At 64.1% G+C, this 26076-nt stretch carries 26 protein-coding genes; 13 read left to right on the top strand and 13 right to left on the bottom strand.

Translation table 11 applies throughout. From position 1 onward, the window contains the following. Positions 1–45 precede the first annotated feature (45 nt). The 6 genes from FQU74_RS12320 to FQU74_RS12295 are packed head-to-tail and all read left to right on the top strand — an operon-like array spanning position 46 to position 6644. Complete coding sequence (locus FQU74_RS12320; protein ID WP_146286772.1) at positions 46–1017, top strand: ABC transporter permease; 972 nt, start codon at positions 46–48, stop codon at positions 1015–1017. Between the two features lie 3 nt (positions 1018–1020). Continuing rightward, positions 1021–1953, top strand: a complete 933-nt coding sequence (locus FQU74_RS12315) for an ABC transporter permease (RefSeq protein ID WP_146286771.1) — start codon at positions 1021–1023, stop codon at positions 1951–1953. A gap of 3 nt (positions 1954–1956) precedes the next feature. Continuing rightward, positions 1957–3159: an amidohydrolase family protein gene (locus tag FQU74_RS12310; protein ID WP_146286770.1), complete on the top strand. Its 1203-nt coding sequence runs from the start codon at positions 1957–1959 to the stop codon at positions 3157–3159. Continuing rightward, positions 3156–4664, top strand: a complete 1509-nt coding sequence (locus FQU74_RS12305) for an amidohydrolase family protein (RefSeq protein ID WP_146286769.1) — start codon at positions 3156–3158, stop codon at positions 4662–4664. The genes FQU74_RS12310 and FQU74_RS12305 overlap by 4 nt, the downstream gene beginning before the upstream one ends. Then, the gene (locus FQU74_RS12300) at positions 4642–5628 is read left to right on the top strand and encodes an ABC transporter ATP-binding protein (RefSeq protein ID WP_146286768.1); all 987 of its coding nucleotides are present in this window, start codon (positions 4642–4644) and stop codon (positions 5626–5628) included. The genes FQU74_RS12305 and FQU74_RS12300 overlap by 23 nt, the downstream gene beginning before the upstream one ends. Continuing rightward, the gene (locus FQU74_RS12295; protein WP_146286767.1) at positions 5625–6644 is read left to right on the top strand and encodes an ABC transporter ATP-binding protein; all 1020 of its coding nucleotides are present in this window, start codon (positions 5625–5627) and stop codon (positions 6642–6644) included. The genes FQU74_RS12300 and FQU74_RS12295 overlap by 4 nt, the downstream gene beginning before the upstream one ends. Before the next feature lie 162 nt (positions 6645–6806). Here FQU74_RS12295 and FQU74_RS12290 read toward each other — a convergent pair whose 3' ends face one another. After that, positions 6807–7532 carry an aspartate/glutamate racemase family protein gene (locus tag FQU74_RS12290; protein WP_146286766.1) on the bottom strand — a complete coding sequence of 242 codons (726 nt, stop codon included), beginning with the start codon at positions 7530–7532 and terminating at the stop codon, positions 6807–6809. A 3-nt stretch (positions 7533–7535) separates the two neighbouring features. Continuing rightward, positions 7536–8171 carry a flavin reductase family protein gene (locus FQU74_RS12285; protein ID WP_146286765.1) on the bottom strand — a complete coding sequence of 212 codons (636 nt, stop codon included), beginning with the start codon at positions 8169–8171 and terminating at the stop codon, positions 7536–7538. A 173-nt stretch (positions 8172–8344) separates the two neighbouring features. On the opposite strand from FQU74_RS12285, the gene FQU74_RS12280 reads away from it, so the two are divergent. Then, positions 8345–9031, top strand: coding sequence for a GntR family transcriptional regulator (locus tag FQU74_RS12280; protein WP_146286764.1), 687 nt, complete (start codon positions 8345–8347; stop codon positions 9029–9031). 8 nt (positions 9032–9039) lie between these two features. Here the strand turns inward: FQU74_RS12280 and FQU74_RS12275 are convergent, their stop codons facing one another. The 9 genes from FQU74_RS12275 to FQU74_RS12235 form a co-directional block, all read right to left on the bottom strand. Beyond that, complete coding sequence (locus FQU74_RS12275) at positions 9040–9762, bottom strand: sulfite exporter TauE/SafE family protein (RefSeq protein WP_146286763.1); 723 nt, start codon at positions 9760–9762, stop codon at positions 9040–9042. Further along, on the bottom strand, positions 9759–10760 hold the full coding sequence (gene pta, locus FQU74_RS12270) for a phosphate acetyltransferase (RefSeq protein ID WP_146286762.1): 1002 nt from the start codon (positions 10758–10760) through the stop codon (positions 9759–9761). Before pta ends, FQU74_RS12275 begins: the two co-directional genes overlap by 4 nt. Positions 10761–10763: 3 nt before the next feature. After that, positions 10764–11774, bottom strand: a complete 1011-nt coding sequence (locus FQU74_RS12265; protein ID WP_146286761.1) for a YeiH family protein — start codon at positions 11772–11774, stop codon at positions 10764–10766. Positions 11775–11839: 65 nt separating this feature from the next. Beyond that, on the bottom strand, positions 11840–13621 hold the full coding sequence (xsc, locus tag FQU74_RS12260; protein WP_146286760.1) for a sulfoacetaldehyde acetyltransferase: 1782 nt from the start codon (positions 13619–13621) through the stop codon (positions 11840–11842). Positions 13622–13645: 24 nt separating this feature from the next. Next, positions 13646–15043 (bottom strand): NAD(P)/FAD-dependent oxidoreductase, encoded by a 1398-nt coding sequence (locus tag FQU74_RS12255; protein ID WP_170246238.1) that lies wholly within the window; start codon positions 15041–15043, stop codon positions 13646–13648. A gap of 30 nt (positions 15044–15073) precedes the next feature. Continuing rightward, positions 15074–15457 (bottom strand): nuclear transport factor 2 family protein, encoded by a 384-nt coding sequence (locus FQU74_RS12250; RefSeq protein WP_146286759.1) that lies wholly within the window; start codon positions 15455–15457, stop codon positions 15074–15076. A gap of 58 nt (positions 15458–15515) precedes the next feature. Next, positions 15516–16856: a TRAP transporter large permease gene (locus FQU74_RS12245; RefSeq protein WP_146286758.1), complete on the bottom strand. Its 1341-nt coding sequence runs from the start codon at positions 16854–16856 to the stop codon at positions 15516–15518. Continuing rightward, complete coding sequence (locus FQU74_RS12240; protein WP_146286757.1) at positions 16856–17392, bottom strand: TRAP transporter small permease; 537 nt, start codon at positions 17390–17392, stop codon at positions 16856–16858. Before FQU74_RS12240 ends, FQU74_RS12245 begins: the two co-directional genes overlap by 1 nt. A 66-nt stretch (positions 17393–17458) precedes the next feature. After that, entirely contained in the window at positions 17459–18469 is a 1011-nt protein-coding gene (locus FQU74_RS12235; RefSeq protein WP_146286756.1) for a TRAP transporter substrate-binding protein, read from the bottom strand. A 106-nt stretch (positions 18470–18575) separates the two neighbouring features. Between FQU74_RS12235 and pdxR the strand changes: the two genes are divergently transcribed. Continuing rightward, positions 18576–20063 (top strand): MocR-like pyridoxine biosynthesis transcription factor PdxR, encoded by a 1488-nt coding sequence (pdxR, locus tag FQU74_RS12230; RefSeq protein ID WP_170246237.1) that lies wholly within the window; start codon positions 18576–18578, stop codon positions 20061–20063. Between the two features lie 9 nt (positions 20064–20072). Here pdxR and FQU74_RS12225 read toward each other — a convergent pair whose 3' ends face one another. Continuing rightward, complete coding sequence (locus FQU74_RS12225) at positions 20073–20546, bottom strand: Lrp/AsnC family transcriptional regulator (RefSeq protein WP_146286914.1); 474 nt, start codon at positions 20544–20546, stop codon at positions 20073–20075. A 326-nt stretch (positions 20547–20872) separates the two neighbouring features. On the opposite strand from FQU74_RS12225, the gene FQU74_RS12220 reads away from it, so the two are divergent. The 5 genes from FQU74_RS12220 (at position 20873) to FQU74_RS12200 (ending at position 24770) form a co-directional block, all read left to right on the top strand. Next, a complete protein-coding gene (locus tag FQU74_RS12220) occupies positions 20873–21112 on the top strand; it encodes a hypothetical protein (protein ID WP_146286755.1) in 240 nt (79 codons plus the stop codon). Between the two features lie 95 nt (positions 21113–21207). After that, positions 21208–22323, top strand: coding sequence for a sulfate ABC transporter substrate-binding protein (locus FQU74_RS12215; protein ID WP_146286913.1), 1116 nt, complete (start codon positions 21208–21210; stop codon positions 22321–22323). A 9-nt stretch (positions 22324–22332) separates the two neighbouring features. Beyond that, a complete protein-coding gene (gene cysT / locus FQU74_RS12210; protein WP_146286754.1) occupies positions 22333–23169 on the top strand; it encodes a sulfate ABC transporter permease subunit CysT in 837 nt (278 codons plus the stop codon). Then, positions 23162–24040: a sulfate ABC transporter permease subunit CysW gene (cysW, locus tag FQU74_RS12205; protein ID WP_146286753.1), complete on the top strand. Its 879-nt coding sequence runs from the start codon at positions 23162–23164 to the stop codon at positions 24038–24040. The genes cysT and cysW overlap by 8 nt, the downstream gene beginning before the upstream one ends. Positions 24041–24050: 10 nt before the next feature. Further along, complete coding sequence (locus FQU74_RS12200; RefSeq protein WP_170246236.1) at positions 24051–24770, top strand: sulfate/molybdate ABC transporter ATP-binding protein; 720 nt, start codon at positions 24051–24053, stop codon at positions 24768–24770. Positions 24771–24790: 20 nt separating this feature from the next. Here the strand turns inward: FQU74_RS12200 and FQU74_RS12195 are convergent, their stop codons facing one another. Continuing rightward, positions 24791–25903 (bottom strand): acyltransferase family protein, encoded by a 1113-nt coding sequence (locus FQU74_RS12195; protein WP_146286751.1) that lies wholly within the window; start codon positions 25901–25903, stop codon positions 24791–24793. Positions 25904–26076: the final 173 nt, after the last annotated feature.

Here is a 26076-nt window from a genome sequence, read left to right as displayed (position 1 = left end):
GGCGCCAAGCGCGCCGGGCCAACGCATCCAACGGGAGCTGGTAACGTGATAGTCTTCCTTATCAAACGGCTGGCCAATGCGGCGCTTGTCATGCTTGTCGTGGCGCTGATGGCCTTCATGATCTTCCGCTTCGTCGGAGACCCCATTCAGCTCATGGTGAACGAGCAGACCTCGCAGGCCGAGCGTGACGCGCTGCGCGAGCGGCTTGGCCTGAACGAGTCGGTGGTCATGCAGTACCTGCGCTTTGTCGGCAACGCAGTGCAGGGCGATTTCGGGATTTCCTATCGCAACCAGCAAGAGGTGATGAGCCTCATCGCCGAGCGCTTTCCGGCGACGATCGAACTGGTGCTGATGGCCACGATCATTTCGCTGGTGGTGGGGGTGCCACTTGGCGTCATCACCGCGATTCACCGCCGGAAGTGGTATTCCGAGGCCTTGCAGTTCGTCTCGATCATCGGGGTTTCGCTGCCCAGTTTCGTGATCGGTATCCTGCTGATCCTCGTGTTTTCCGTCATGCTCAACATCGCACCTGCCTTTGGCCGGGGGGATGTGGTCAGTATCGGCTGGTGGACAACCGGGCTTTTGACACCGTCGGGGCGCGCCGCCCTGATCCTGCCGTCGATCGCGCTGTCCTTCTATCAGATCACGCTGGTCATGCGCCTTGTGCGGGCCGAGATGCTCGAGGTGCTGCGATCGGATTTCATCAAGTTTGCCCGTGCCCGCGGCGTTCCGGCCTGGCGGGTGCACTACAGCCATGCCCTGCGCAACTGCCTGATGCCGGTGGTGACAATGACGGCGATGAACATCGGCTCACTGATCGCATTCGCGCTGATCACCGAGACCGTGTTCCAGTGGCCGGGCATGGGGCTTCTGTTCATCCAGGCGGTGACCTTCGTCGATATCCCGGTGATGGCCGCCTACCTCTGCATCGTCTCGTTCATCTTTGTCGCGCTGAACACGCTGGTGGACATCACCTATGCGCTGATCGACCCGCGCCTGCGCAACAGCAAGGCCTAAGCCATGACAGTCAATCTCACATCCCCCGGATTGCTGACCCGTATCCGGCAGAGCGATCTGTGGTGGTCGTTCACCCATCAGCGCAGCGCGGTCCTTGCGGCGATCCTGCTGACCGTGCTGATCGTGAGCGCCTTTACTGCTCCGCTCTATGCCCCGCAGAACCCCTATGATCCGGCTCAGCTGGAACTGTGGAATGCCGAGATCCCGCCGATCTGGCTGGAGGGCGGGCAATGGCCCTATCTTCTGGGCACCGATACGCAGGGCCGCGATATTCTTTCGGCCATCCTTTACGGCTCGCGCATCTCGATCCTGATCGGCATCGCCTCGGTCGTGCTGGCGCTGATCATCGGGATCGGAACCGGCCTGGTTGCAGGCTATTATGGCGGTATCGTCGAAGACGCGCTGATGCGGGTGGGCGACATCCTTCTGTCGATCCCGACCATCCTGATCGCAATCCTCGTCAGCGCCATCGTGCGGGAATTGCTGCCACCTTCCTTGCGCGATGTGGGGGCAGGCGGGGTCCTGGTGCTGGCGATCGTGCTGAGCGGTTGGGTGCAATATGCCCGGACCGTGCGCGCGCAAACAGCGGTCGAGCGGCGCAAGGAATATGTACAGGCGGCGCAACTCCTCAAGGTGCCGGCGCGGCGCATCATGTTTCGGCATATCCTGCCCAATACCCTGACACCGATCCTTGTCGCGGCGACGCTGAACTTTGGCATGGCCATCCTGACCGAGGCGACGCTGTCGTTTCTCGGGATCGGGATGCCGCCCAGCCAGCCAAGCCTTGGCACACTTATCCGGCTGGGCAACCAGTTCCTGTTCTCGGGCATGTGGTGGATCGTTCTGTTCCCTGTGATGCAACTTTGTCTGCTTGTCGTCTCGGTCAACCTGCTGGGTGACTGGCTGCGCGACGCGCTGAACCCGAAACTGAGGTAAGTGATGAGCGATCTTCTGATCCGGAATATCCGCCCGATGGGTGGCGCGGCCGCCGACCTTCTGATCCGCGACGGGCGCATTGCCGCAATCGGGGCCGCGCTTTCGGCGACCGGCGTTGCGGTCGAGGACGGGCAGGGCGCCATCGCCATCCCGACCCTGGTCGACGCGCATACCCATCTGGACAAGACCACTTGGGGCATGGGCTGGTATAAGGGCCGCAAGGGTGGCAGCCTGCAGGACCTGATCGACAACGAGCGGAACGCGCGCATCCCGCTGGGTCTTGATGTCCATCGCCAGTCGATGCGCCACGCCCTGCAACTGATCGCGAATGGCACGGGCCATATCCGCAGCCACGTGGATGTGGACCACGACCACAAGCTGACGCTTCTGGAAGGCAAGTTGCGCACGCGTGAGGCGTTGCGGGGGGCGGTTGACATCCAGATCGTCGCCTTCCCGCAGTCAGGCCTTATGATCCGTCCGGGCGTCTATGATCTGCTCGACGAGGCGCTGGCCATGGGCGCCGATGTCGTGGGCGGGCTCGATCCCTCGTCGATGGACCGTGATCCGAAGGCCTCGCTGGATGCCATCTTCCGGCTGGCGGAAAAGCACGGCAAGCCCATCGACATCCATCTGCATGAATATGGCGAACTCGGTGCCTTCACGCTGGAGGAGATCATCGCCCGGACGCGCGCGCATGGGATGCAGGGCAAGGTCGGCGTCTCGCATTGCTTCTGCCTTGGGGCGCCAAACCCGCATCGCGTCGGCCCGCTGATGGAGCAGGTTGCGCGTGAGGATATCCGCATCTTCACGACCGGCCACCCTTCGGCCGAGGTTCCGTCGCTGCAGGACATGCGCGCAGCCGGCATCAAGGTCGGACTGGGCTGCGACGGTATCCGCGATACCTGGGGCCCATGGGGGCAGCCTGACATGCTGCACCGCGCCCGTATCGTTGGCATGAAGAACCGGATGCGCCGTGATGACGAGCTGGAGCTTCTGCTTGACGCAGCCTCGCGCGGCGGGGCCGAGGCGATGGGGATCGAGGCGCGCGGGCTGGTTGTCGGCGCCGCCGGGGATCTGACGCTGGTCGCGGGCGAGACATTGGCGCATGCCGTGGTTGAAGAGGCCCCACGCCCGCTGGTGGTGAAGGGCGGGCGGGTTGTCGCGCGCAACGGATCGCTGGCCCTTGCCGGGATCACCATGCCATGACCGGGCTTCGCGATCTGACGCTTGGCGCGCATCCGCAGGGCCGCACCGCCCTTTGCGCCGACTGGGTGCTGGGCCACGACCGGGGCGGACACTGCCTGATCCCGAATGGCGAGGTGGTCTTTGAGGCCGGCCGCGTCCTGCATGTCGGCCAGACATTTCCGGGTGACGTTGCCCGACGCATCAACCTTGGCCGCGCGCTGATATCGCCCGGCCTGATCGACCTCGATGCACTCTCTGACCTCGACACCACGATCCTGACCATCGACCATACTCCCGGATGGGCCAAAGGACGCGTCTGGCCGCGCAGCTATGTCGAGCGCGGCCCCTACGAGATGTATTCTCCCGAAGAGCTGGCCTTTCAGAAGCGCTTTGCCTTCGCACAACTCTTGCGGAACGGGATCACCACCGCCGCGCCCATCGCCTCGCTGTTCTATCGCGCATGGGGTGAGACCGTGGCCGAGTTCGACGCGGCGGTCGAAGCCGCGGGTGAGATGGGGCTCAGGGTCTATCTCTCTCCCGCGTATCGCTCTGGCGGTATGGTGCTTGAGGGGCCGGGGCAGATGGTGCCGGTCTTCGACGAGGCCCGCGGCATGGAAGGGCTCGATGCGGCCGTAGCGTTCATCGGCGCGCATGAGGGGCGGTTTGGCGGGCTGGTGCGCGGGATACTGGCACCTGACCGGGTCGAAACCTGCACTGCACCGCTGCTACGTCGCACCATGGAGGCCGCGCGCGATCTGGATTGCCGGGTGCGCCTGCATATGGCGCAAGGCGAGATGGAGGTCAGGACCGTTCAGGCGCTGCACGGGACCACCGCGCCGGACTGGCTGGCACGCGAGGGGCTTCTGAACGACCGCATTCTTGCGCCGCATGCCACGAATGCAACCGAGACCGACCTGGCCCACTATGCCGCCCATGGCATCAGCGTCGTGCATTGTCCGCTGGTATCGGCGCGGGGCGGGTCGATCCTGCGGTCGTTCGGGCGCCTGCGCGCGCGCGGCATCAACATCGCCATGGGGACCGATACGGCCCCGGCAGATATGCTTCTGAACCTGCTTACGGGCCTGATGGCCGCACGTATCGCCGATGCGGAAGCCCCGCACCAGCGCAGCGCCGACTTCTGGGAGGCAGCCACTCTGGGTGGGGCGCGGGCGCTTGGCCGCGACGATCTGGGGCGCCTCGCACCAGGTGCGGCCGCCGATATTGCGGTTTTCCGGCTGGATGATGCCGTGATGACCCCGGCAATCGATCCGATCACCACCCTTGTCACCGGAGGCTCTGGCAAGGTCACGCAGGCGACCTTTGTCGCCGGGCGGCTGTCCATGTGCGAGGGCCGTGTGGCCGGCATTGACATGGATGCCGCTCAGGCGCGCGCGCAGGCCCAGTTCGACGGGCTGGTTGCCAGGTACCCTGAACGCAGTTGGCAGCACCGGCCGGTTTGCGAACTGTTCCCCCCCAGCTTTCCCATTCGACAGGAGCTCACCCATGACCAGCATGCCCATGCTTGATGTCCGCGACTTGCGGGTGGAGTTTCCGGGCCGCCACGGCTCGGTAACCGCGCTGGACGGGGTATCACTGACGATCGCAGCCGGTGAGATTCTGGGCGTGGTCGGCGAATCCGGTGCGGGCAAGTCGATGACCGGGCTTGCCGTGCAAGGCTTGCTGGAACCGCCGGGCCATATCGCGGGCGGTGAGGTCTGGCTGGATGGCCGTCGCATCGACACACTTTCTGAACGCGAGATGCAACATGTCCGCGGCCGCGAGATCGGCGCGATCTTTCAGGACCCTCTCACCTCGCTCAATCCGCTGTTCTCGGTCGGGCGGCAACTGATCGAGACGATCCGCCTGCACCTGCCGCTTGGCCGGGCCGAGGCGCGACAGCGTGCCATCGCGCTTCTGGCCGAGGTCGGCATCCCCGGACCGGAAGAGCGGGTTGACCATTATCCGCATCAGTTTTCGGGCGGCATGCGCCAGCGGGTCGTGATCGCGCTGGCACTGGCGGCCCGTCCCAAACTGATCATCGCGGATGAGCCGACCACCGCGCTCGACGTGTCGATCCAGGCGCAGATCACCTCACTTTTGCGCAAGCTTTGCAAAGAGCATGGCACCGCAGTGATGCTGGTGACCCATGACATGGGCGTGATCGCCGAAACCGCCGACCGTGTGGCCGTCATGTATGCAGGGCGGCTGGTCGAGATCGGCCCCGTGGCCGACGTGATCGCGCGGCCCAGCCATCCCTATACGCGCGGGCTGATGGGCTCTATCCCCACACTTGGCGCACGCGTGCCGCGCCTGCAGCAGATCGATGGCTCGATGCCTCGTCTCGATGCGATCCCGAAGGGCTGTGCCTTCAACCCCCGCTGCCCCCATGTGATGCCGCGCTGCCAGACCGAGCGGCCCGAACTTCGCCCCAGTGGCTCTGGCCTCAGTGCCTGCTGGCTGAACACCCAAGCACAGGAGCGTGCGGCATGACCACTCCAGCCCTTACCGTCACCCATCTGACGCGGCTGTTCAACGTCTCGGCGCCATGGCTCAACCGCGTGATCGAACGCAAGCCCATGGCCTTCCTGCGGGCGGTCGACGACATCAGCTTCACCGTGCCCTCGGGCGGCTGTCTCAGCCTTGTGGGCGAGAGCGGCTGCGGTAAATCCACCGTGGCGCGGTTGGTCACCGGGCTTTACCAGCCGACCTCGGGCCAGATGCAGTTTGCCATGGGCAAGGATGGCAAGCCGCTGGCGGCACAGATGATCTTTCAGGACCCCTATGCCAGCCTCAATCCGCGCTGGCGGGTGTTCGACATTATCGCCGAGCCGCTGCGCGAGCTGAAACTGCGCGATACCGAGGCCGAGATTGCCGAGCGTGTGGGCGAGCTTCTGACGACCGTGGGACTGGTTCCGCGCGACGGGCGCAAGTTCCCGCATGAGTTTTCCGGCGGGCAGCGCCAGCGCATCTCGATTGCGCGTGCGCTTGCGACCGAGCCGGAGTTTCTGGTCTGCGACGAGCCGACCTCGGCGCTGGATGTGTCGGTGCAGGCGCAGATCCTGAACCTGATGCGCAAGCTACAGGACGAGATGGGGCTGACCTATCTGTTCATAAGCCATGACATGAGCGTGGTCCGCCACATGTCGGACCAGATCGCCGTGATGTATCTGGGGCGCATCGTCGAACAGGCCGAAACCGAGGTCCTGTTTGCCGATCCCAAGCACCCCTACACGCAGCTTTTGCTGGATACGATCCCGAACGTCGCCGATCCGCGCCGGGATCGCGTGCCGCAATCGGGCGAGGTGCCAAGTCCGATGAACCCGCCATCGGGTTGCACCTTCCATCCGCGCTGCCCGCAGGCGGATGCGCGCTGTGCGGCAGAGCGACCCGAGATGCAGGCCTATGGCGATGGCAGCCGTGTTGCCTGCCATCGGGTGGCCGAAGCCATGGCCGCACTGGCCGTTCCCACTGTCGGGAATTCAACTGGACAACGCCTCTCGGCCTGACCGGGACGGGCGATGAACGGGCCGCGTCCTGGGGATGGCGCGGCCCGTTTTGTTTTGCCCGGCTTGCCGAAGTGCCCATGCCGAAGGGTCCATGGCGGCAGAAAAGAACCGCGCCGATCGACTGGCGCGGTCAGGTGTCCCAGGAGAGGGCGGGAGTAAGGGTCAGGCGCTTTGCGCGAGGCCGCAGGTGCCCTTGGCACGCGGATAGTCGTAGGCGCCGATCTTCGAAGTGGCATAGCCGCCACCGACAAGTCCTTCGGCAAGCTTGATCGCAGCCCGGACCCCGTCGATGACCGGCACCCCGGTGCGCGCTTGCAGCCGCTCGCAGAGGTCGGACATTCCCGCGCAGCCCAGCACCACAGCCTCGGCGCCATCAATGTCGCGCGCGGCCTCGATCTCGCGGATCAGGCGAGCCTCGGCGATTGCGGGATCAGCCTCCAGCGCCAGCACCGGCAGATCGACCGATCGCACCGCCCGGCACCGCGACCCCGCGCCGTAAGAGGCGACCAGATCCTCGATGATCGGAACCGACCGGGGAAGGGTGGTCACGATGGAAAAGCGGGTCGCGATCGTCGTCACCACCTGCACGGCGGCATGGCAGATGCCGATCACCGGTCCGGCCGCGATCTCGCGTGCGGCGGAAAGGCCGGGATCATCGAAACAGGCGATCACATAGGCGTCTATACCCCGCGTCTCGCCCGTGCGGATCAGGTCGAGCATGGCGGGCACCGAAAGCGCCTCGTCGGTATGGCCTTCGATGCTGGCGGGCGTGCCAGAGGGATTGACGGCCTCGATCTGGGTGCCGGGAAAGGCGCAGAGCCGCGCGCTCTCACCGATTAGCGCCGTCATCGATGCTGTCGAGTTCGGGTTGATCACAAGGATCTTCATGGCTCAGGCGCTCCTTTCCTGACGGTCCAGCACCGAGGAGAGGCTGGGGCCCGGCATGTGGAACTGCCGATCCGAGGTGATGTAATTGTCTGCGTGCAACCGGGCGATCGGCTGGTAGCGATCAGGGTCGACGTAACGCCCCTCGGCATCCAGGCAATCGCGCCGCACATGCATGTGCACGACCTCACCCAGAACAATGACGCGGCGTTCAAAGTCGATCAGTCGTTCGACCCGGCATTCCATCGCACAGGGGCTTTCCTTGACACGGCGCGCAGCCACCTTCTCGCTCGGCAGGGCGGTCAGACCTGCGAGCGAGATCTCGTCGACATCCGGCGCAACGCTTAGCCCGCAGATCAGCATGGCATCGGCTATCGCCATATCGACCATGTTCACCACAAATTCATGGCTGCGACGGATATTGCGGACGGTGTCCTTTTCCTGCCCGTCGGGGCGGGTCTGGATGCCAAGGATGACGATGGCCGGATCATGCGAGAAGACGTTGAAGAAGCTCATCGGGGCCGCATTGTCCTGCCCGTTCTCGGACAGGGTAGAGACCAGCGCGATAGGCCGTGGGCCGATGAAGTTTGTCAGCAGGCGGTAGCGATCCTGCGCCGTGATCTGGGTAAAATCGAAATCCATCGGCCTTCCTGTCGACTTTTGCTGAGACCGGCGACAGACGCGAGAATCCGTCCGGACCTACTTGGTTGCTTTACTCGACAATATTGTCTACATTTCTGTAGTCAACATCTGATAGCCCTCAGATTGACTTTTTGAGGCGGGCAGCAAAAATGCGCTGAAGCTAAGGAGCCCCTATGTATCACAGCAAGGAAACGGTCACCGGCGCAACAGCGGAGATTTGCGAACGTATCTGGCTGTCCATCGCCGAAAAGCGGCTCAGACCGGGTGCGCGCCTTAAGGAAGAACAGCTGGCCGAGATCTTCGATGTCAGCCGTGCGCGCGTGCGTCAGGCCCTTGCGGTGCTGGAAAGCGACGGTCTGGTGACCATCGTTCCCAATCGCGGTGCCTTTGTATCCGAGCCCGGCGTCGACGAGGCGCGCGACGTCTTTCATGTGCGCAAGCAGATCGAGGCGCGCGTGATAGAGCGGTTGATCGACCGGATCACCGACGAGGAAATCCAGCTTCTCGATGACCATCTGAACAATGAGCGCGAGGCCGACCAGCGCGGTGACACCTCGGCGATCATCCGGCTTTCCGGCGGGTTCCATCTTCTCTTGGCCGAGCTTGCAGGGTCGAGCTTTCTGTTCGGGATCCTGCGCGACCTGATTTCACGCAGCTCGCTGATCACGGCGATCTATCGCGGGCGGCATCTGCACAACTGTGGCCCGGATGAGCATGCGTCTCTGATCGAATGTATCCGCAAACGCGACAAGGCGGGGGCGATGCGGATCATGCAGGCGCACCTGCAGCACGTCGAGGATGAGCTGGATCTGACAGAGGAAGTGCCGACGACCCGCGATCTGCGGCAGGCATTGGGTTGAACGGCCGCTCAGACCAGGATCGGATAGGCGGCAATACAGGCCGAGAACAGCAGAAGCCCGCTTGCCAGCTGGCGAAAGACCGATGACCGCAGACGTCGCGCGACCCATCGGCCGGCCCAATCGGCGGCGATGAGGGCAGGCAGGGAGGAAACGGCCAGAAGGATGGTTGACCTGTCTGCCGCGCCCCCGTGGATCAAAGCGGGCAGCGAGATGATGGACAGGATTCCGAAGAACATGACCAGCGTCGCCCTGACCTGATCGGGGCTCAGCGGTCGTGCCAGCGCATGTAGCACGACCGGGGGGCCGGGCATGGCCGCAAGGCCCGCCATCAGCCCGGCGATCGCCCCGGCGAGCGGGGCAGGCGCGCGCCCGATCAGACCGGCCACCCGCGCGGGCGCGGCGCGCATGGCGATGGCCACGACCACAAGGGCTGCCAGCGCGAGCCGCGCCTGATCGGGCGGGATGGTCAAAAGCGCGATCTGGCCCAGTGGGATCGCGGGCAGCGCGCCCACAAGAAGGCGCATGAGGTATCCCCGGTCCAGATGCCTCCACGACGCCGCGATGTCGCGCGGGAACATCGCGACCTGCAACAGGATCGTCAGTGCCACCGCCTGTGGCAAGGGCATTTGCAGACCCAGAAGTGGCACCGCCAGCAAGGCAAACCCAAATCCGGTGACGGCGCGTGCCAACCCCGCGACCAGAATGGCCCCGAGGATCAGCACAGTGATCACGCCTTTGCCTCACACTGGGCCGAGGTGACGGCGATCACTGCCAGAACATCATCGGCGCTGCAGCCCCGCGACAGATCGTTCGCCGGGCGGTTCAGGCCCTGAAGCACCGGGCCGATTGCCGTGAGCCCGCCAAGGCGTTGCGCGATCTTGTAGCCGATGTTGCCGGATGCGAGGTCAGGAAAGACGAAGACGTTCGGTCGACCTGACAGCCGGCTTCCGGGCGCCTTGCGGCTGCGGATGGCATCGTCAATCGCCGCGTCGAACTGGATTTCGCCATCGATCTCCAGTTCCGGGTCGCTTTCGCGAATACGCTCCAGCGCCTCGCGGATGCGGGCAAGGCTGTCATGCTCGGCCGAGCCGGCGGTCGAAAATGACAAAAGCGCCACGCGCGGCGGTTCCTTCAACAGGGCGCGTGCCGAGGCAGCAGAGGCGCGGGCGATGTCGGCCAGCTCGGCAGCGGTCGGCGTGATGACCAGGCCGCAGTCGGCAAAGACCATGCCGCCCTTGATCGGCGCATCCTTGGCGCAAGACAGCATGAGGAAGAAGCTCGACACCGTGGTGATGCCAGGGGCGCGACCGATATAGTGCAGCGCAGCCCGCACCGTATCGGCCGTGGTCGCAACCGCGCCGCCGACCGTGCCATCGGCCTGGCCCAGACGCACCCGCAGTGCCGCCTGCACCAGGGGATCGCGCACCAGATTGCGTGCCTCGTCCAGTGTCACGCCCTTGGGGGCGCGCAGCCGGTGGCATTCCGCCGCCAGCAGATCCAGATCGGGGGCGTGGACGGGATCGATCACTGACACTGCGCCGGGCGTGCTGCCCAGGTCGGCAAGTGCAGGAAGTATACGGGCCGGATCACCCAGCAGGGTAATGCGCGCCAGCCCTTCGGCCACGGCGCGGGCAGCGGCGGTCTGCACGCGCGGGTCCTCGCCTTCAGACAGAAGGATGTGGCGGGGGGCAGCGCGACAGGCTTCGAAGATACGGTCCAGCGGTTTCATGTCTTAATCCAGTAGATGCAAGCCGGTCAGCACGAAGCTGCCAATGAACAGGGTCTCGGCCACCAGAAGCCCGATGGCGAGGGGGCCCACCTCAAGCATCCGGGCGAGAGAGGTCTTGATGCCCACCGCGGCGATCGAGATGAGCAGTGCCCAGCGGGAGAGGCCTGATGCGACCAGCGCGACCTCGGCCGGGATCAGACCCATCGAGTTGAGCGCGGCAAGGGCCACGAAGCCAAGCACGAAGCCCGGCAGCAGGGGCGGGCGGGCCTCTTCAGTCGCGGCGCCGCGCGCGCGGATTGCAAGCGACGCCACCAGCACGACCGGCGCCAGCATCGACACACGGATCAGCTTGACAAGCGTTGCGGTCTCGCCCGCCTCTTGTCCGACCGAAAAACCTGCGCCAACCACCTGGGCGACGTCGTGGATGGTGCCGCCAAGGAACACCCCGCTTTCCAGCGCCGTAAAGCCCATGGCGTTGGAGATCATCGGATAGACCACCATCGCGACGGTCGACAGCACGGTCACTGCGAGCACGGTAAAGACCAGGTCGCGCTCGGACTTTTCGTGCCGTGGTAGGATAGCCGAAATCGCCATCGCAGCAGAGGCGCCGCAGATCGCGACCGATCCGCCGGTCAGAAGGCCAAAGCGCCAGTCGCGACCAGTCAGCCGTGCCAGCACCAGCCCGCAAAGGATGGTTGCCCCAACCCCGGCCACGGTCAGTGCGATCAGCCCCGGTCCAAGCGCGCCCAGCATCTCGACCGAAATGCGCACGCCCAGAAGCGCAACCCCAAGGCGCAGCACTGTGCGGGCGGTAAACGCGATGCCGGGGGCAGTGCGGCTGCCCTCTTCTGACAGGAAGTTGAGCGCAAGCCCAAGCAGCAGCGCCATCAGCATGGCGGGTGCGCCGTAGTGTTCCGACAGGAACTGTGCCGTCACCCCGACCAGCGTGGCTGTGATGAGGCCCGGAAACAACAGCCGGATCTGCGATGGTGCGCGCGTAACGGTGGCTAGCATGGGATCAACCTCGGGAAGCAGAAGGATGGCGCGGCCCGGTTAACGGGGCCGCGCCGGTCGGGCGGTTACAGCGCGCCGCGCTGCGGACGCATGTCCTCGCGGTTGATCCCCGCAACCGGAACAGGCTTCTTCATCGCGTCACGGCGGAAGGGTTCGCCCAGTTCCTGATTGAGCAGGACCTCGATGAAGGTGGTCTCGCGATCCTTCATCTGACGCTCGACTGCCCGGCGCAGCTCGGTCGTCAGTTCTTCGGTCGATCGGACCTGCACGCCATGTGCGCCACAGGCGCGGGCGATACCGGCGTAGCTCGTGTCCCGATCAAGTTCGGTGCCGACAAAGTTGTTGGCGTACCAAAGCGTCGTGTTGCGCTTTTCCGCACCCCACTGGTAGTTGCGGAAGATCACCATGGTGACGGCAGGCCAGTCCTCGCGGCCGCAGGCTGTCATCTCGTTCATCGAGATACCGAAGGCGCCATCGCCGGCAAAGCCGATCACCGGGGTATCAGGGCAGCCGATCTTGGCGCCGAGGATCGCGGGGAAGCCGTAGCCGCAGGGACCAAAGAGGCCGGGAGCGAGGTATTTGCGCCCATTCTCGAAGGCCGGGTAGGCGTTGCCGATTGCGCAGTTGTTGCCGATGTCGGACGAGATGATCGCATCCTTGGGCATGGCCGCCTGAATGGCGCGCCAGGCCTGACGGGGCGACATGAGGCCAGAGTCACGGGCGCGGGCCTCTTCGTTCCAGACGGTGCCGGGGTCGTCCTGCTCGTGGTCGAGGCTGGAAAGCTCTTGTGCCCAGCGAGACTTGGTCTGCGAAACCAGATCCCGACGCTCAGTCCGGCCTTCATCGCCCGCGGTGCCGGAAAGCTGCGCGAGGATCCCGCGTGCCACCTTGCCCGCATCGCCCTGAATTCCGACAGAGACCTTCTTGGTCAATCCGATCCGGTCGGCATTGATGTCGACCTGAATGATCTTGGCCTCGCGCGGCCAGTAGTCGATGCCATAGCCCGGCAGGGTCGAGAACGGATTGAGACGGGTGCCAAGCGCCAGAACCACATCGGCCTTGGCGATGATCTCCATCGCGGCTTTCGAGCCGTTGTAGCCCAGGGGACCCATGGCCAGACGGTGCGAGCCGGGGAAGCTGTCGTTGTGCTGGTAGTTGGAACAGACCGGCGCATCCAGTCGTTCAGCCAGTGCCACGACATCGGGGATCGCCCCCGAAAGCACGACGCCCGCGCCCGACAGGATGACAGGGAAGCGCGCCTCTGACACAAGCCGCGCGGCCTCGGCCACGGCATCCTCGCCGCCGGCGGGGCGCTCGAAGTGCACGACCTGCGGCAGGTCGACGTCGATGACCTGGGTCCACATGTCACGCGGGATATTGATCTGCGCCGGGGCCGAGTTGCGCCATGCACGCAGGATCACGCGGTTCAGCACCTCGGGGATGCGCGAGGCGTCGCGGACCTCTTCTTGGTAACAGACGCTGTCGGCGAAGAGCCGCATCTGCTCCATCTCCTGGAAACCGCCCTGACCGATGGTCTTGTTGGCGGCCTGCGGCGTCACCAGCAGCATGGGCGTGTGGTTCCAGTAGGCGGTTTTCACGGCGGTGACAAAGCCGGTCACGCCAGGACCGTTCTGGGCGATTGCCATGGCCATCTTGCCGGTGGCGCGGATGAAGCCGTCGCACATCAGGCCGCCGTTGGTTTCATGTGCCACGTCCCAGAAGGTGATCCCCGCCTTGGGGAACAGGTCCGAAACCGGCATCATGGCGGAACCGATGATGCCGAAGGCATGTTCGATCCCGTGCATCTGAAGCACTTTCACAAAGGCTTCTTCGGTGGTCATTTTCATTGCATGTCTCCTTGTTCGCGGGGGTCAGCCGCGTTCGTCCTGAAAGTGGTAAAGCTTGTAGAGGCCCCATTGGCCGAGCCGTCGGAACGGTGTCTTCCAGCCCTCGTGAGGCAGTTCCTGATGGAAGATCGGCAGGCGCGGCACGTCGGCCGCGCGTCCGGCCACAAGCTGGGCCATCCGGCGCCCGGCCTGCGCCGAGTACATCACCCCGTTGCCACCATAGCCCATCGCGTAGAAGGCATTGGGCAGGCCCGGCACGGCGGTGATGCGCGGCATCATGTCATGGCTGACATCGACCCAGCCCCACCAACTGTAGTCCAGATCGATCCCGCGCAGCGCCGGGAACTTGCGGGCAAGCCCTTCACGCAGGCTCGCCAGATGGGCGGGATTGTCCGCATCCTGGCCTGTGATGGCGGCGCGCGATCCGATCTGCACCCGGCCATCCGGCAAGAGCCGGTAGTAGTGGCGCAATGTCCGCGTGTCGGTCAGCGGCGAGCCGACCTTGAAGCCGCAGGCGTCAAGCTCGGCCGGGCGCAATTTCCGCGTGACGATCGAGTTCGACATGATCGGCATGATGCGGTCACGCAGGCGCGGATGAAGGCCGCGCGGGGCATAGCCCGCCGTCGCGACAGCGACAGCGCGGGCCCGCACGGTGCCACCTGGCGTGCGCAGGTGGTGGATGCCGTTCTTCGTTTCCCATCCCTCGACGGGGCTGTCGGTATGGATCCGGGCACCCAGTTCGCGGGCGGCGCGCATATAGCCGAAGGCGAGCTTTGCGGCGTGGATCGCCGTTCCATCAGGCTCCCACATTGCGCCATGGGCTTCCTGGTCGCGCACCGCCGTCTCGTGCAGTTCCTCGCGGCTCAGCATGCGGGCGCCGTATCCGAAGGTGTCGCGCAGCAGCGCGGCCTCCTTGGCCAGCTTGGGCATCATCCAGCCCTTGTGGGCGATGTAGTAATGCCCGCCGTCCTGTGGCTCGCAGTCGATGGCATGGTCAACGATCAGGCTGCGGAACAGCGCGAAGGCTTCGGACACCTCGGCATGCATGCCTTTGGCGACATCAAGGCCCCATCGTTCGATCCATTGCGACCGTTTCAGGCGCCCCGACGAGATCTGCGCCTGTCCACCGTTGCGGGTGGAGCAGCCGTAGGCCACGCCATTGGCCTCGAGCACATGCGCCTTGATGCCAAACTCCTTGGCCAGATGCAGGGCGCAGGACAGACCGGTGTAGCCCGAGCCGATCACGACGACATCGACATCCATGTCGCCGGTGACGGGACCATCGTCCTGTGGGGCGGGACCTGCCGTGCCGATCCAATACGTCGGGGCGTAGTCTGAACCGCTTCCGATTGATCTATCGGTTACGGGGTCATACTTGGGGTTGTATGGTGCGCGCATGCGCATGGGTGTCGTGCCTTGCATCGACGTGTTTCCTGCTGTGGAAAGGTGGGGTCAGCGTGTCTCGATGACGGGGCGCTGCTTGCGGAAAGCCTGCTTCATCACCAGTTTGCCGTCACGCAGGGTGAACAGATCGACGCCCTGCGCCTCGGTGCGACGCCCTTCGGCATCGGTGCCGCGGAAAGTCCATTCCGAAACGGCACGGTCGCCGCAGACGAAGTGGCGATGGTCGGCCCATTCGGCGTCGGGCATCGCGGTCCAGACGGCGGCAAAGGCCTTGGCAATGGCCGCGCGGCCCTCGATCCGCGTGCCGAACACCTCGGGCCCGCCCACCGTGGTGAAGACGCAATCCTCGGCGAAATGAGTCATCACGGCAGCGATGTCATGGCGGTTGAAGGCGTCAAAGGTAGCCTTCAGGTCAGCGGCGGTCAGGGTCATGGTAGGTCCTTTCGATTTGCCCCCGCCGAAGCGGGGGCCAGTGACGAGGAGGGGTGGCTCAGTAGCCCATCACGCGGGGCAGCCAGAGCGCGATCTCGGGGAAGGCTGCGATCACGGCGATCATGACGGTGCTGGCAGCGGCGAAGGGCAGGGCGCGCACCGAGATCTCTTCAATCGATACCTTGGATATGCCCGAGGCGATGAAGAGGTTCTCGCCCAGCGGTGGGGTCTGGAACCCGACAGAGAGGGTGCAGATCATCACGATGCCGAAGTGGATCGGATCGATGCCGACCGAGTAGGCCACCGGGAGCATCACCGGCACGAGGATCATGATGGCGGCCAGCGTCTCCATGAACATGCCGACGAACAGCAGGAACCCGATGATCAGGGCCCAGATGACGGCGATGTTTTGCGTCAGACCCAGCATCGCATCTGCGATATGCGCGGGGATCTGGTTTTCGACGAGGATGCGGCCAAAGATCGTTGCGGTGAACAGAACCAGCAGCACCCGCCCCGTCAGCCAGGTTGTCGCCTCCAGCGCGCGCATTACCTCGCTCAGGCGAATTTCGCGGTAGATGAAGATGCCGACGATCAGGGTGTAGGCGATGGCAACGATTGCGGCCTCGGTCGGGGTAAAGAGACCTGCATAGATGCCACCCAGGATCACGACGGGCGCCATCAGCGACCAGAACCCCTTGCGGCAGGCTTCAAGGATACGGCCCGCCGACAGCGGCTCGCCGCCGCCGCGATAGCCTGCCGCCCGGCAGCGCAGCCAGTTCATCACCAGCAGGCCGAAGGCCATCAGGAAGCCGGGCAGGAAACCTGCGATAAACAGCTTGGAAATCGAGACCGTCTGGAAGGCGCCGAACTGCTCGACCGCCTCGACAGGGGGCTGCATCCCCATCGCAGAGATGCCGAAGATCACCATCGGGATTGAGGGCGGGATCACGATGCCCAGCCCGCCCGATGCGGCAGTGACAGCTGCGCCATAGCCCTTGGCATAGCCCGCGCGCACCATGGCCGGGATCATCAGCATGCCCACGGCGGCAGTGGTGGCGGGACCAGAGCCCGAGATCGCGCCGAAGAACAGACAGGCGACCACAGTCGCGGCGGAAATGCCGCCGGTAAACGGCCCGGCAAGGCTTTCGGCGACCGTGATCAGCCGGCGCGAGATGCCCGCAGCCTCCATCAGGGCCCCGGCGAGGATGAAGGCTGGCAGCGCCATCAGCGGGAAGGCCCCGACCGACGAAAAGGCGATCTGTACCATCTTGATCGGGTTGTCGCCCAGATACCACATGGCCGACAGCGCCGAGACACCAAGCCCGACCGAGATCGGTGCGCCCAGAAGCATGAGCAGGAAGAAAGTTCCAAACAGGACCAGGGTGATATCGCCGTCCATCACGCGGCCTCCGGCTTTGCGCCAGCCGCGAGCGCGGCCACATCGACCTCGTCCGGATCGCGCGGATCCTGACCCAGCACGAGCTTGAGGTAGTTCACCTGCAGGATGCGAAGCGTCATCAGCGCAAAGGCGATGGGCAGCACCAGCATCACCCACTTCATCGGCCAGCCCAGCGTCTGCGCCTTTACAAAGGGCTTGAGCAGGCTGATGTATTCGATCGCGTAGCGGATGAAGACCAGGTTGAAGCCGACCCAGACCAAATCGCCCGCCGCCTCGATCCAGCGCGCGACGCTGCGCGGCATGCGGTTGAGGTGAAAGGACACCCGGTTATGCGCATACATCCGCGCGGCATAGCTGGCCCCGAAATAGGCAAACCAGACGAACATGAAGACGGAAAGCTCTTCGATCCAGGTGATCGAATTGCCAAAGACCGACCGCGAGATGATCTGCACGAACAGCAGGCAGACGAAGGCGGCAAGCAGAAGCTGGCAGATGTAGCTCTCCAGCTTGTCGAGGTGGCGCCAGAAGGATGACATGGCTGACCCTTGTTGCAAGACGACAGGGACGGGGCCGCGGAGAAGGGGCGCGGCCCCGGGCGGCAATCACTCGACGGTGGGTCGGTCGAGTGCGGTCAGGACGCCGTTCAGAACGTCCTTGCCGCCTATGCTGTCGTAGAATTTCGGCCAGACCGCCGTGGTTGCGAGCGCGATAAACTCTGCCTCGCCATCCGCCGGATCGCTGATCTCCATGCCCTTGGCCTGAAGATCTGCCTTGATCTGCGCTTCCTGATCACGCAGGAACTGACCCGAGGCGAGCGTGGCCTCCTGACCGGCTGCGAGGACTGCGGCCTGTTCTTCGGCGCTCAGGCTCTGGAACAGCTGTTCCGAGACGATGAGCGGCTCGATCGAGAAGATGTAGCGAATGTTGGTGACGTACTTCTGCACCTCGTCGAACTTCATCGCGTGCACGGTCATGTAGGGGTTGTCCTGGCCGTCAACGACCTTTTGCTGAAGTGCGGCAAAGGTTTCCGACCACGCCATCGGCGTCGGGTTCACGCCCCAGGACTTGTAGGTCTCGATCATGATCTCGTTTTTGGGAACGCGGATGACGAGGTCCTGCAGATCGGCGACCGTCGTGACCGGCTTCTTGGAATTGGTCAGCACCCGGAACCCGGAATAGGCCCAGCCGATGATGCGAACGCCGGCATCCTCGACCGTCCTGTCGACCATCTGCTGGCCGATCTCGCCCTGGGTGATCTTCTCAGCGTCCTCAAGCGAGAGGATGACATAGGGCAGCGTCAGGGTGCCAACCGAAGGCGAGAAGGGCGTGATGTTGTTGATCGCAAGGATCGAGAAATCCAGCGTTCCGGTCGCGGCGGCGGTGACGGTGTCCTGCTCGTCGCCCAACTGGCCGTTCAGGAACAGCTTGGCGGTATGCGTGCCGCCCGATTTTTCTTCCAGCGCCTTGACGAAGGCAAGCCCGAGCGCCTCTTGGGTGCCGCCCGCGCCGTCGCCCACGGCAATACGGAAATCGCGTGCGGCGGCCGGGACGGCGCTGGCCAAAAGCATGGCAAGGACGGTCGCACGGCGCAGCGTGCGGAGCGAAAAGGTCATGTTGGAACTCCCTGTTCAGCCGACTCTCTCGGTCGGACTGCGGCAGGTTGTCACGCCACGCGGCGCGTGGTTATATCCAGATCCATACAAGTTTAGGTCCAGATGGATGTCCCTGATCGGCCAGATTTCACCCGAGATGTTCTTTGTGGATCGCCAACGACGCGAGCCGCTGCAGATGCAGCTTGCCGCCTCGATCACCTCTGTCCTGCTCGATACGCGGGCGCAGCCGGGCAGCCGGATGCCCTCGACGCGGATGCTGGCCGAGCATCTGGGGCTTTCGAGGTTGACCGTGACGCTTGTTTATCAAGAGCTTGTCGCGCAGGGGTATCTGGAAAGCAGCCCGCGTTCGGGCTTTGCGGTTTCGCATAAAGTGCCGCACCGACGGCTGGAGGCGATCGACCTGACCGCCGCGAGCCGGGTCGACTGGGCCGCACGACTGCCCGATCTGACACGGCGGCGCCGGATCGTGAAGCCGCTCGACTGGCGCAGCTATCCCTATCCGTTCATATATGGACAGGCCGATCCGCAGTTGTTTGACCATACCGCCTGGCGCGACTGTGCCCGGCGGGCGCTTGGTGCGCGCGACTTTGCGGAACTGGCCGATGACAGCCTGACCCAGGATGATCCGGTTCTGGTCGACTATATCTGTCGCAATACCCTGCCGCGGCGTGGCATCCGCGCCCGCCCGGAAGAGGTGCTGATCACGCTGGGCGCACAGAATGCGCTGTGGATTGCGGTGGGTCTGCTGGCCCAGCCTGACCGGCTGGCTGTGGTCGAGGATCCCGGCTTTCCCGACTTTGCCGAGAGCTTGCGGCTGCACGGCATGCCCACATTGTTTGTGCCAACCGATCCACAGGGCCTGAACCCTGACGACCTGCCGCCGCAGACCGGGCTCGTGCTGGTCACGCCCAGCCACTCGATTCCCGCCGGGATCACAATGACGCTGGATCGCCGCCGAGACCTGTTGGCCGCCGCTGATCGGCACGACTTTCTGATGATCGAAGATGACTATGAAACCGAGATGGGCTTTCTGGAGCCGCCTTCGCCCTCGCTCAAGTCGCTCGATGGATCGGGGCGCGTGATCTATCTGGGCAGCTTTTCCAAGTCGCTGTTTCCGGGTCTGCGCATTGGCTATCTGGTCGGCCCCGAGCCGTTCATACGTCAGGCGCGCGCGCTGCGGGCGATGATGCTGCGGCACGCGCCGGGCCACATGCAGCGGGTGACGGGCTATTTCCTCGCCCTTGGTCATTACGACGCCCATCTTGTGCGCCTGCGCGAGACATTCCGGCGGCGGCGCGACGCGCTGGTGACGGCACTTGCCGGAACTCCGCTCGACGTGGTGGGCGCGGCGCGTCATGGGGGCTCCAGCCTCTGGGTCACCGCGCCGGAAGGTGTCGACAGTGCGGACCTGGCCGAAGCGCTGCGCCCAGAGGGCGTGCTGATCGAGCCGGGCCATCCGTTCTTTGCCGTACCGCCGGACATTTGCCGCCACTTCCGGCTGGGCTATTCCTCGATCAGCGAGGACCGCATCCGTGAGGGCGTCAGGCGGATGGCGCGCACACTGCAGACAGGGGCCCTCGTGCGCGGCGGATGATCCGAGACGTCACCGGTTGCGGGTATCCACCGGGTAGGCTGTGGTGAACTTCATCCTCTCCATCGCAAAGTGCGAGGTTACGTTCTTGATCGGCACCGCATCCGTCAGGCGTTTGTAGAGCGTATCGAACGCCGCCATGTCTGCCACCGCAATGCGCAGCAGGTAGTCCATCTCACCCGCCATCCGGTAAACCTCCATGATCTCGGGGATGGCGTTCACCGCGCGCACGAAGACCTCGCGCCACTCGGCGCTGTGGTCAGGCGCCTCGATCCCGACAAAGATCGTCAGGCCAAAGCCCAGCTTTGCAGGGTCCGCCAGCGCAACCCGAGAAGTCAGCACACCGTTCTCCTGCAGGCGCTGGATGCGCTTCCAGCAGGGGGTCTGTGACAGACCCACCTTCTCTCCAATCTGGGCCACCGGCAGCGTGGCATCGCGCATCAGCTCGGCCACGATCTTGCGGTCGATCAGATCCAGCGCCTCCATCCTCTGTCCTCCATTCTGGTCCATGTGTCGCCCGAGCAAGCCCGGCTGCGGGGTGTGAGGGTAGAATGGCAGGCTTTGGCTAAATGTCTATAACTTTGATCGTGATTTGATTCGCGGCCGTGGCCGATGGCGTGATACTGCGTAATACATTGAAATTATTGCATTATGCTCATAATCCTGCACGGGATTCGGCCCCGAAAGGGAAGAAAATTCTAAATACACGATAAAGATTGGCGTGAATTTTCTCTGGAAATACTCGACCAACAATGTCGTTATTAAAGGGCAAAGGGCAGCACGGTGCCGCCCCAGGGCAGAGGAGATCGCAAATGGAATCACACGCCGCCACCGCTCTGACGGGAACCAGGCGCATGATGCAAGGCGATCTGGGAACCTGCGCGGTTCGTCTGGTCGACCGCCGCACAGGTGATCTGCACCGCGTCAACGGAACACCCCTGACGGTGTTCACCCGTCATCCCGCCGAGGCTGTCGCCGAACTGCTGGAGGGCCGCGACCCGGCGCTCTGGGAGGCGCGCGTCGAGCGCATTGATCCCGGAGTCCGGCGATGACGGCAACATTCCCCTCGATCCTTCTCGGCCTCGTGCCCCTGATCCCCAGACAATTCGCCGCGCAAAGCCCGGCACCGACAGAGAGAGAAACCGCCATGCTGACCACGATCCAACTTGCCGGAACCGTCACTGCCCAAGGCCTGAAGGTGGCCGAGCATCACGACGGGCGCGTGACCATCGAAACCGGACACCAGCGTCTGACCGGTTGGCCCGTGCCCCGCTTTCTGCGCGGAGCGATCAGCGCGCTGGCGGTGGCCCTGTTCTCCGTCGCCGCGGCGCCGGAACTTCGCGCGGAATCGCTGCTGAACGTCAGCTATGACCCGACGCGTGAGCTTTACCGCGAGTTCAACGAGGTCTTCAGCGCCCACTGGGTTGCCCAAGGCAATCCCGCCCCCACGATCGAAGCCAGCCATGGTGGATCGGGCAGTCAGGCGCGCGCCGTGATCGACGGGCTTGAAGCGCAGGTGGTGACGCTGGCGCTGGCCTCGGACATCGACAAGATTGCCGAGGCGGGCAAGTTGCCCAAGGACTGGCAGTCGAAACTGCCGCACAACTCATCGCCCTATACCTCGACCATCGTCTTTCTGGTGCGCGAGGGGAACCCAAAGGGCCTGAAGGACTGGGGCGATCTGGTGGGCGAGGGCGTCGAGGTCATCACCCCGAACCCCAAGACATCGGGCGGTGCGCGCTGGAACTATCTGGCGGCCTGGGCCTGGGCTGAAAAGAACGGCAAGGATCCCAAGGCCTTTGTGGGCGAGTTGTTCAAGCATGTGCCGGTGCTGGACACCGGGGCGCGGGGCTCGACCACCACTTTCGCTCAGCGTGGCATCGGTGATGTGTTGCTGGCCTGGGAGAACGAGGCCTATCTGGCGCTGAAGGAACTGGGCGAGGATCAGTTCGACATCGTCGTGCCCAGCGTCTCGGTTCTGGCAGAGCCGCCGGTGGCACTGGTGGAGGGCAACATCAAGTCTGATGAAAGCCGCAAACTGGCTGAAGGCTACCTGAACTTCCTCTATTCGCCAGAAGGGCAGGCGCTGGCCTTCAAGCACTTCTACCGGGCATGGGACGCATCCAAGGCGAACCCCGAGGATGTGGCGCGCTTCCCCAAGCTTGAGCTCGTGGACATCGCAAGCTTCGGCGGCTGGTCCAAGGTGCAGCCGGAACACTTTGGCGATGGCGGCATCTTCGACCAGATCTACGTTGCGAAATAAGGTGTCGTGATGGGCAGACCCCTGATCCACCGATCCCCCATGCCCGGCCTTGGCCTGTCGATGGGGATCACCCTGACGATGCTGTCGCTTGTCGTCCTTCTGCCCATCGGCGCCCTTCTTCTGAAGGGCGCCAACTATGGTCTGGAGGGTATCTGGGAGACGGTGAACCGTGAACGGGTCTGGGCGGCCCTGTTCCTGTCGTTCCGGCTCTCGCTGCTGGCGGCGCTTTTCAACCTCGTGTTCGGCGTGCTTCTGGCCTGGGTGCTGGTACGCTATCGCTTTGCGGGCCGCCGCATTCTGGATGCGGCCATCGATCTGCCCTTCGCACTGCCGACCGCAGTCGCCGGCATCGCGTTGACGGCGCTCTATGCGCCCAACGGAACCTTCGGGCACATCGCGGCCAGCATCGGCTGGAAGATCGCCTACACGCAATGGGGCATCTTCATTGCGCTGGTCTTTGTGGGGCTGCCCTTCGTCGCCCGCACGGTGCAACCCGTTGTCGAAGAGATCGAGCGCGAGGTCGAGGAGGCGAGCGCCACGCTTGGCGCCTCGCGCCTGCATACGCTGCGCCATGTGATCCTGCCGATGCTCGCGCCGGCGGCGTTGACGGGCTTTGCCCTCGCGCTGGCCCGCGCCGTCGGAGAGTATGGCTCGGTCATCTTCATCGCGGGAAACATCCCGCTGGTGACCGAAATTGCTCCGCTGCTGATCATCATCCAGCTTGAAGAGTTCAACTATGACGCCGCCGCCGCCATCGGCATCGCCATGTTGCTGATCAGCTTTGCGATGCTGCTCGCGATCAACCTGATCCAGATCTGGAGCCGCCGGAGGATTGGCCATGTCTGATGCAACGCTTCAAAAAGGGACCACGGCGCGCTTCCGATCTGCGACCGAGGAAAGCCCGCTGGCACGACGGGCCTTGATTGGCGTCGCCTTCATCGGCCTTGCGATCCTGGTCTTTGCGCCGCTGATTGCGGTCTTTGCCGAGGCACTGGCCGATGGGGTGTCGGCGGCGCTGCGCAGCCTTGCCAACCCCGATGCCTTGGATGCGATCCGGCTGACACTGACCATTGCCGCGATCTCGGTCCCGCTTAACGCAGCCTTCGGCATTGCCGCCGCGTGGTTCATCACGAAGTTCGACTTCCGTGGAAAGGCCTTTCTGATCACCCTGATCGATCTGCCGTTCTCGGTCTCTCCGGTGGTGGCCGGGCTTTGCATCGTGCTGATGTTTGGCACCAATTCGCTGATCGGCGGATGGCTGGTGGCGCAGGGCTTTCCGATTGTCTTTGCGATGCCGGGCATCATCCTTGCCACGCTCTTTGTGACGTTCCCGTTTGTTGCGCGCGAGCTGATCCCGGTGATGATCGAGCAAGGCCGGGCCGAGGAAGAGGCCGCGTTGACGCTTGGCGCAAGCGGTTGGCGCACGTTCTGGACCGTGACGCTGCCGAATATCCGCTGGGCATTGCTCTACGGCGTGCTGCTCTGCAACGCCCGCGCGATGGGGGAATTCGGCGCCGTTTCGGTCGTATCGGGCAAGATCCGGGGCCAAACCGCCACGATGCCGACGACGATCGAGATGCTCTATCAGGAATACCTCTCGGTCGCGGCCTTCAGCCTTGCCGCGGTTCTCGCCCTGCTTGCACTTCTCACCCTTCTTCTCAAGACCGCGCTGGAAATCCGCCATGCCGATCAACTCGCTGCCACGCACCGCCATTAGGAGGCCGCACATGCACATCGAAATCGACGAAATCTCCAAGCAGTTCGGCGTCACGGCGGCGCTGCATCCGGTCTCGCTGTCGATCCCCTCGGGCGCTCTGGTGGCGCTGCTTGGTCCGTCCGGGTCGGGGAAGACCACGCTTCTTCGCATCCTCGGCGGGCTGGAGTTTCCGACCTCGGGGCGGGTGCTCTTTGACGGGCAGGATGCCACAGGGCTGACAGTGCAGGAGCGCCGCGCCGGCTTTGTGTTTCAAAGCTATGCGCTGTTCCGGCACATGACGGTTTTCGACAACATTGCCTATGGGCTGAATGCCCGGCCGCGCGCAAGCCGTCCCACCAAGGCCGAAATCTCGCGCCGCGTCACAAAGTTGCTCGAACTTATCCAGTTGCCCGAAGTTGGCGGGCGGTTCCCCAGCCAGTTGTCGGGTGGGCAGCGCCAGCGCGTCGCGCTGGCCCGTGCTCTGGCCATCGAGCCGCGGATGCTGCTGCTTGATGAGCCCTTTGGCGCGCTGGATGCCAAGGTCCGCAAGGAGTTGCGGCAGGGGTTGCGCGATATCCATGACGAGACGGGCCTGACCACGGTTTTCGTGACCCACGATCAGGAAGAAGCGATGGAGCTTGCCGATCTGGTGGTCGTCATGTCGATGGGGCGCATCGAACAGGTTGGCAAGCCGCAGGACATACGCGCGCGCCCCGCAACGGATTTCGTGCGCGACTTCGTCACCGCCTGATACGGAGGCCTGCGGTCGGGTCAGACCGCAGGCGACCGCCCCACGCGGCCAAGTGCCTTGTGGCGCAGACCAAGGAACCAGGCCTCAAAGGTGCGGAAGCTGATTTCGGCGATCAGGATCGACAGGGCGAAATAGGCGACCAGAACCCCCCACGGACTGTTCAGCCCGATGGCCCCGAACACCTCGCTGACCAGCACGAGGGCGAAGAGGTGATAGAGGTAGATGCCGTAGCTGATCTGCCCGATGCGTGCGACGGGGCGCAGGCGCAGGAAGGGGGACATCACATTCCCCTCGCGCACCACAAGACTGGCCAATGCCAGACACATCGCCGTATGAAGCGCAAGGTTCGGCCAGCCCTGCAAGTGGCCCGGTACCGCCAGAATGGCGATGATCACGGCAAACCACGCCAGCGGTGCCAGACGGAACCCCGCAAGCCGACAGATGGCCGAAAATCCGCGCGGCCGGTGCATCAGCACGGCAACCAGAGACCCCATCAGGATGGGCGCATAGGTCGGCCCGCTGAGCCCGAGCCGCAGATATGTGGTCTGGATTGGCGGAAGACCGGCAAAGGCACCCAGTGCGCCCGCGATGTTCAGCGCGATCAGCACCAGCAGCACAGGAATGATCCATCGACGGGGCAGGATCAGCAGCAAAAGCGGCCAGACCAGATAATACTGCTCTTCAACCGCAAGCGACCATGTCGGATCGAGCATGGCGATATGCGGAACGGTCAGGAAGTTCGACAGGAACAGGTAGTAGTAGGGCAGAAGTGCTGCCTGTGCGGTCTGCCCCTTGAGCACGATCGCGTATAGCGCCGCCACACTGACCACCAGATAGTAGATCGGAATGATGCGCAGCGCGCGCCGCCAGTAAAAGCCCCGCAGGCTGAAGCGCCCCTTGGCGCCCTCCTCACGCAGCAGAAGTGTGGTGATCAGAAAGCCTGACAGTACGAAGAAGAAATCGACGCCAACGTGGCCGCGCGAGGCAAGACCGGAGGCATTTGACGACAGGCCGGTCCAGATCGGCGCATGGTGCCAGATCACCGCAGCAATGCAGATGAATCGCAGGCCATCGAGATCGCCGAAATGGCGGGTTGCCAGATAGGCTTCATGCGGGAATCGGGACTGGGTCATATGCACTCGGATAAACTGACAATCGACCCGACTTTTGTAGAAGATGCGCGGGGGGCTGTCGATGGATGGATGTGCAGGACCCGCAACCGGGGCGGGCACGATTCCATGATCCTTGGGAGTTCTGCAGGCGATCGACCACCACAGGCGGACGGTGACGCACCACTGTTATCCCC

This window comes from Gemmobacter aquaticus (assembly GCF_007859075.1).
Classification (GTDB): domain Bacteria; phylum Pseudomonadota; class Alphaproteobacteria; order Rhodobacterales; family Rhodobacteraceae; genus Gemmobacter; species Gemmobacter aquaticus.
This window is presented reverse-complemented; position numbering and strand designations above follow the sequence as displayed.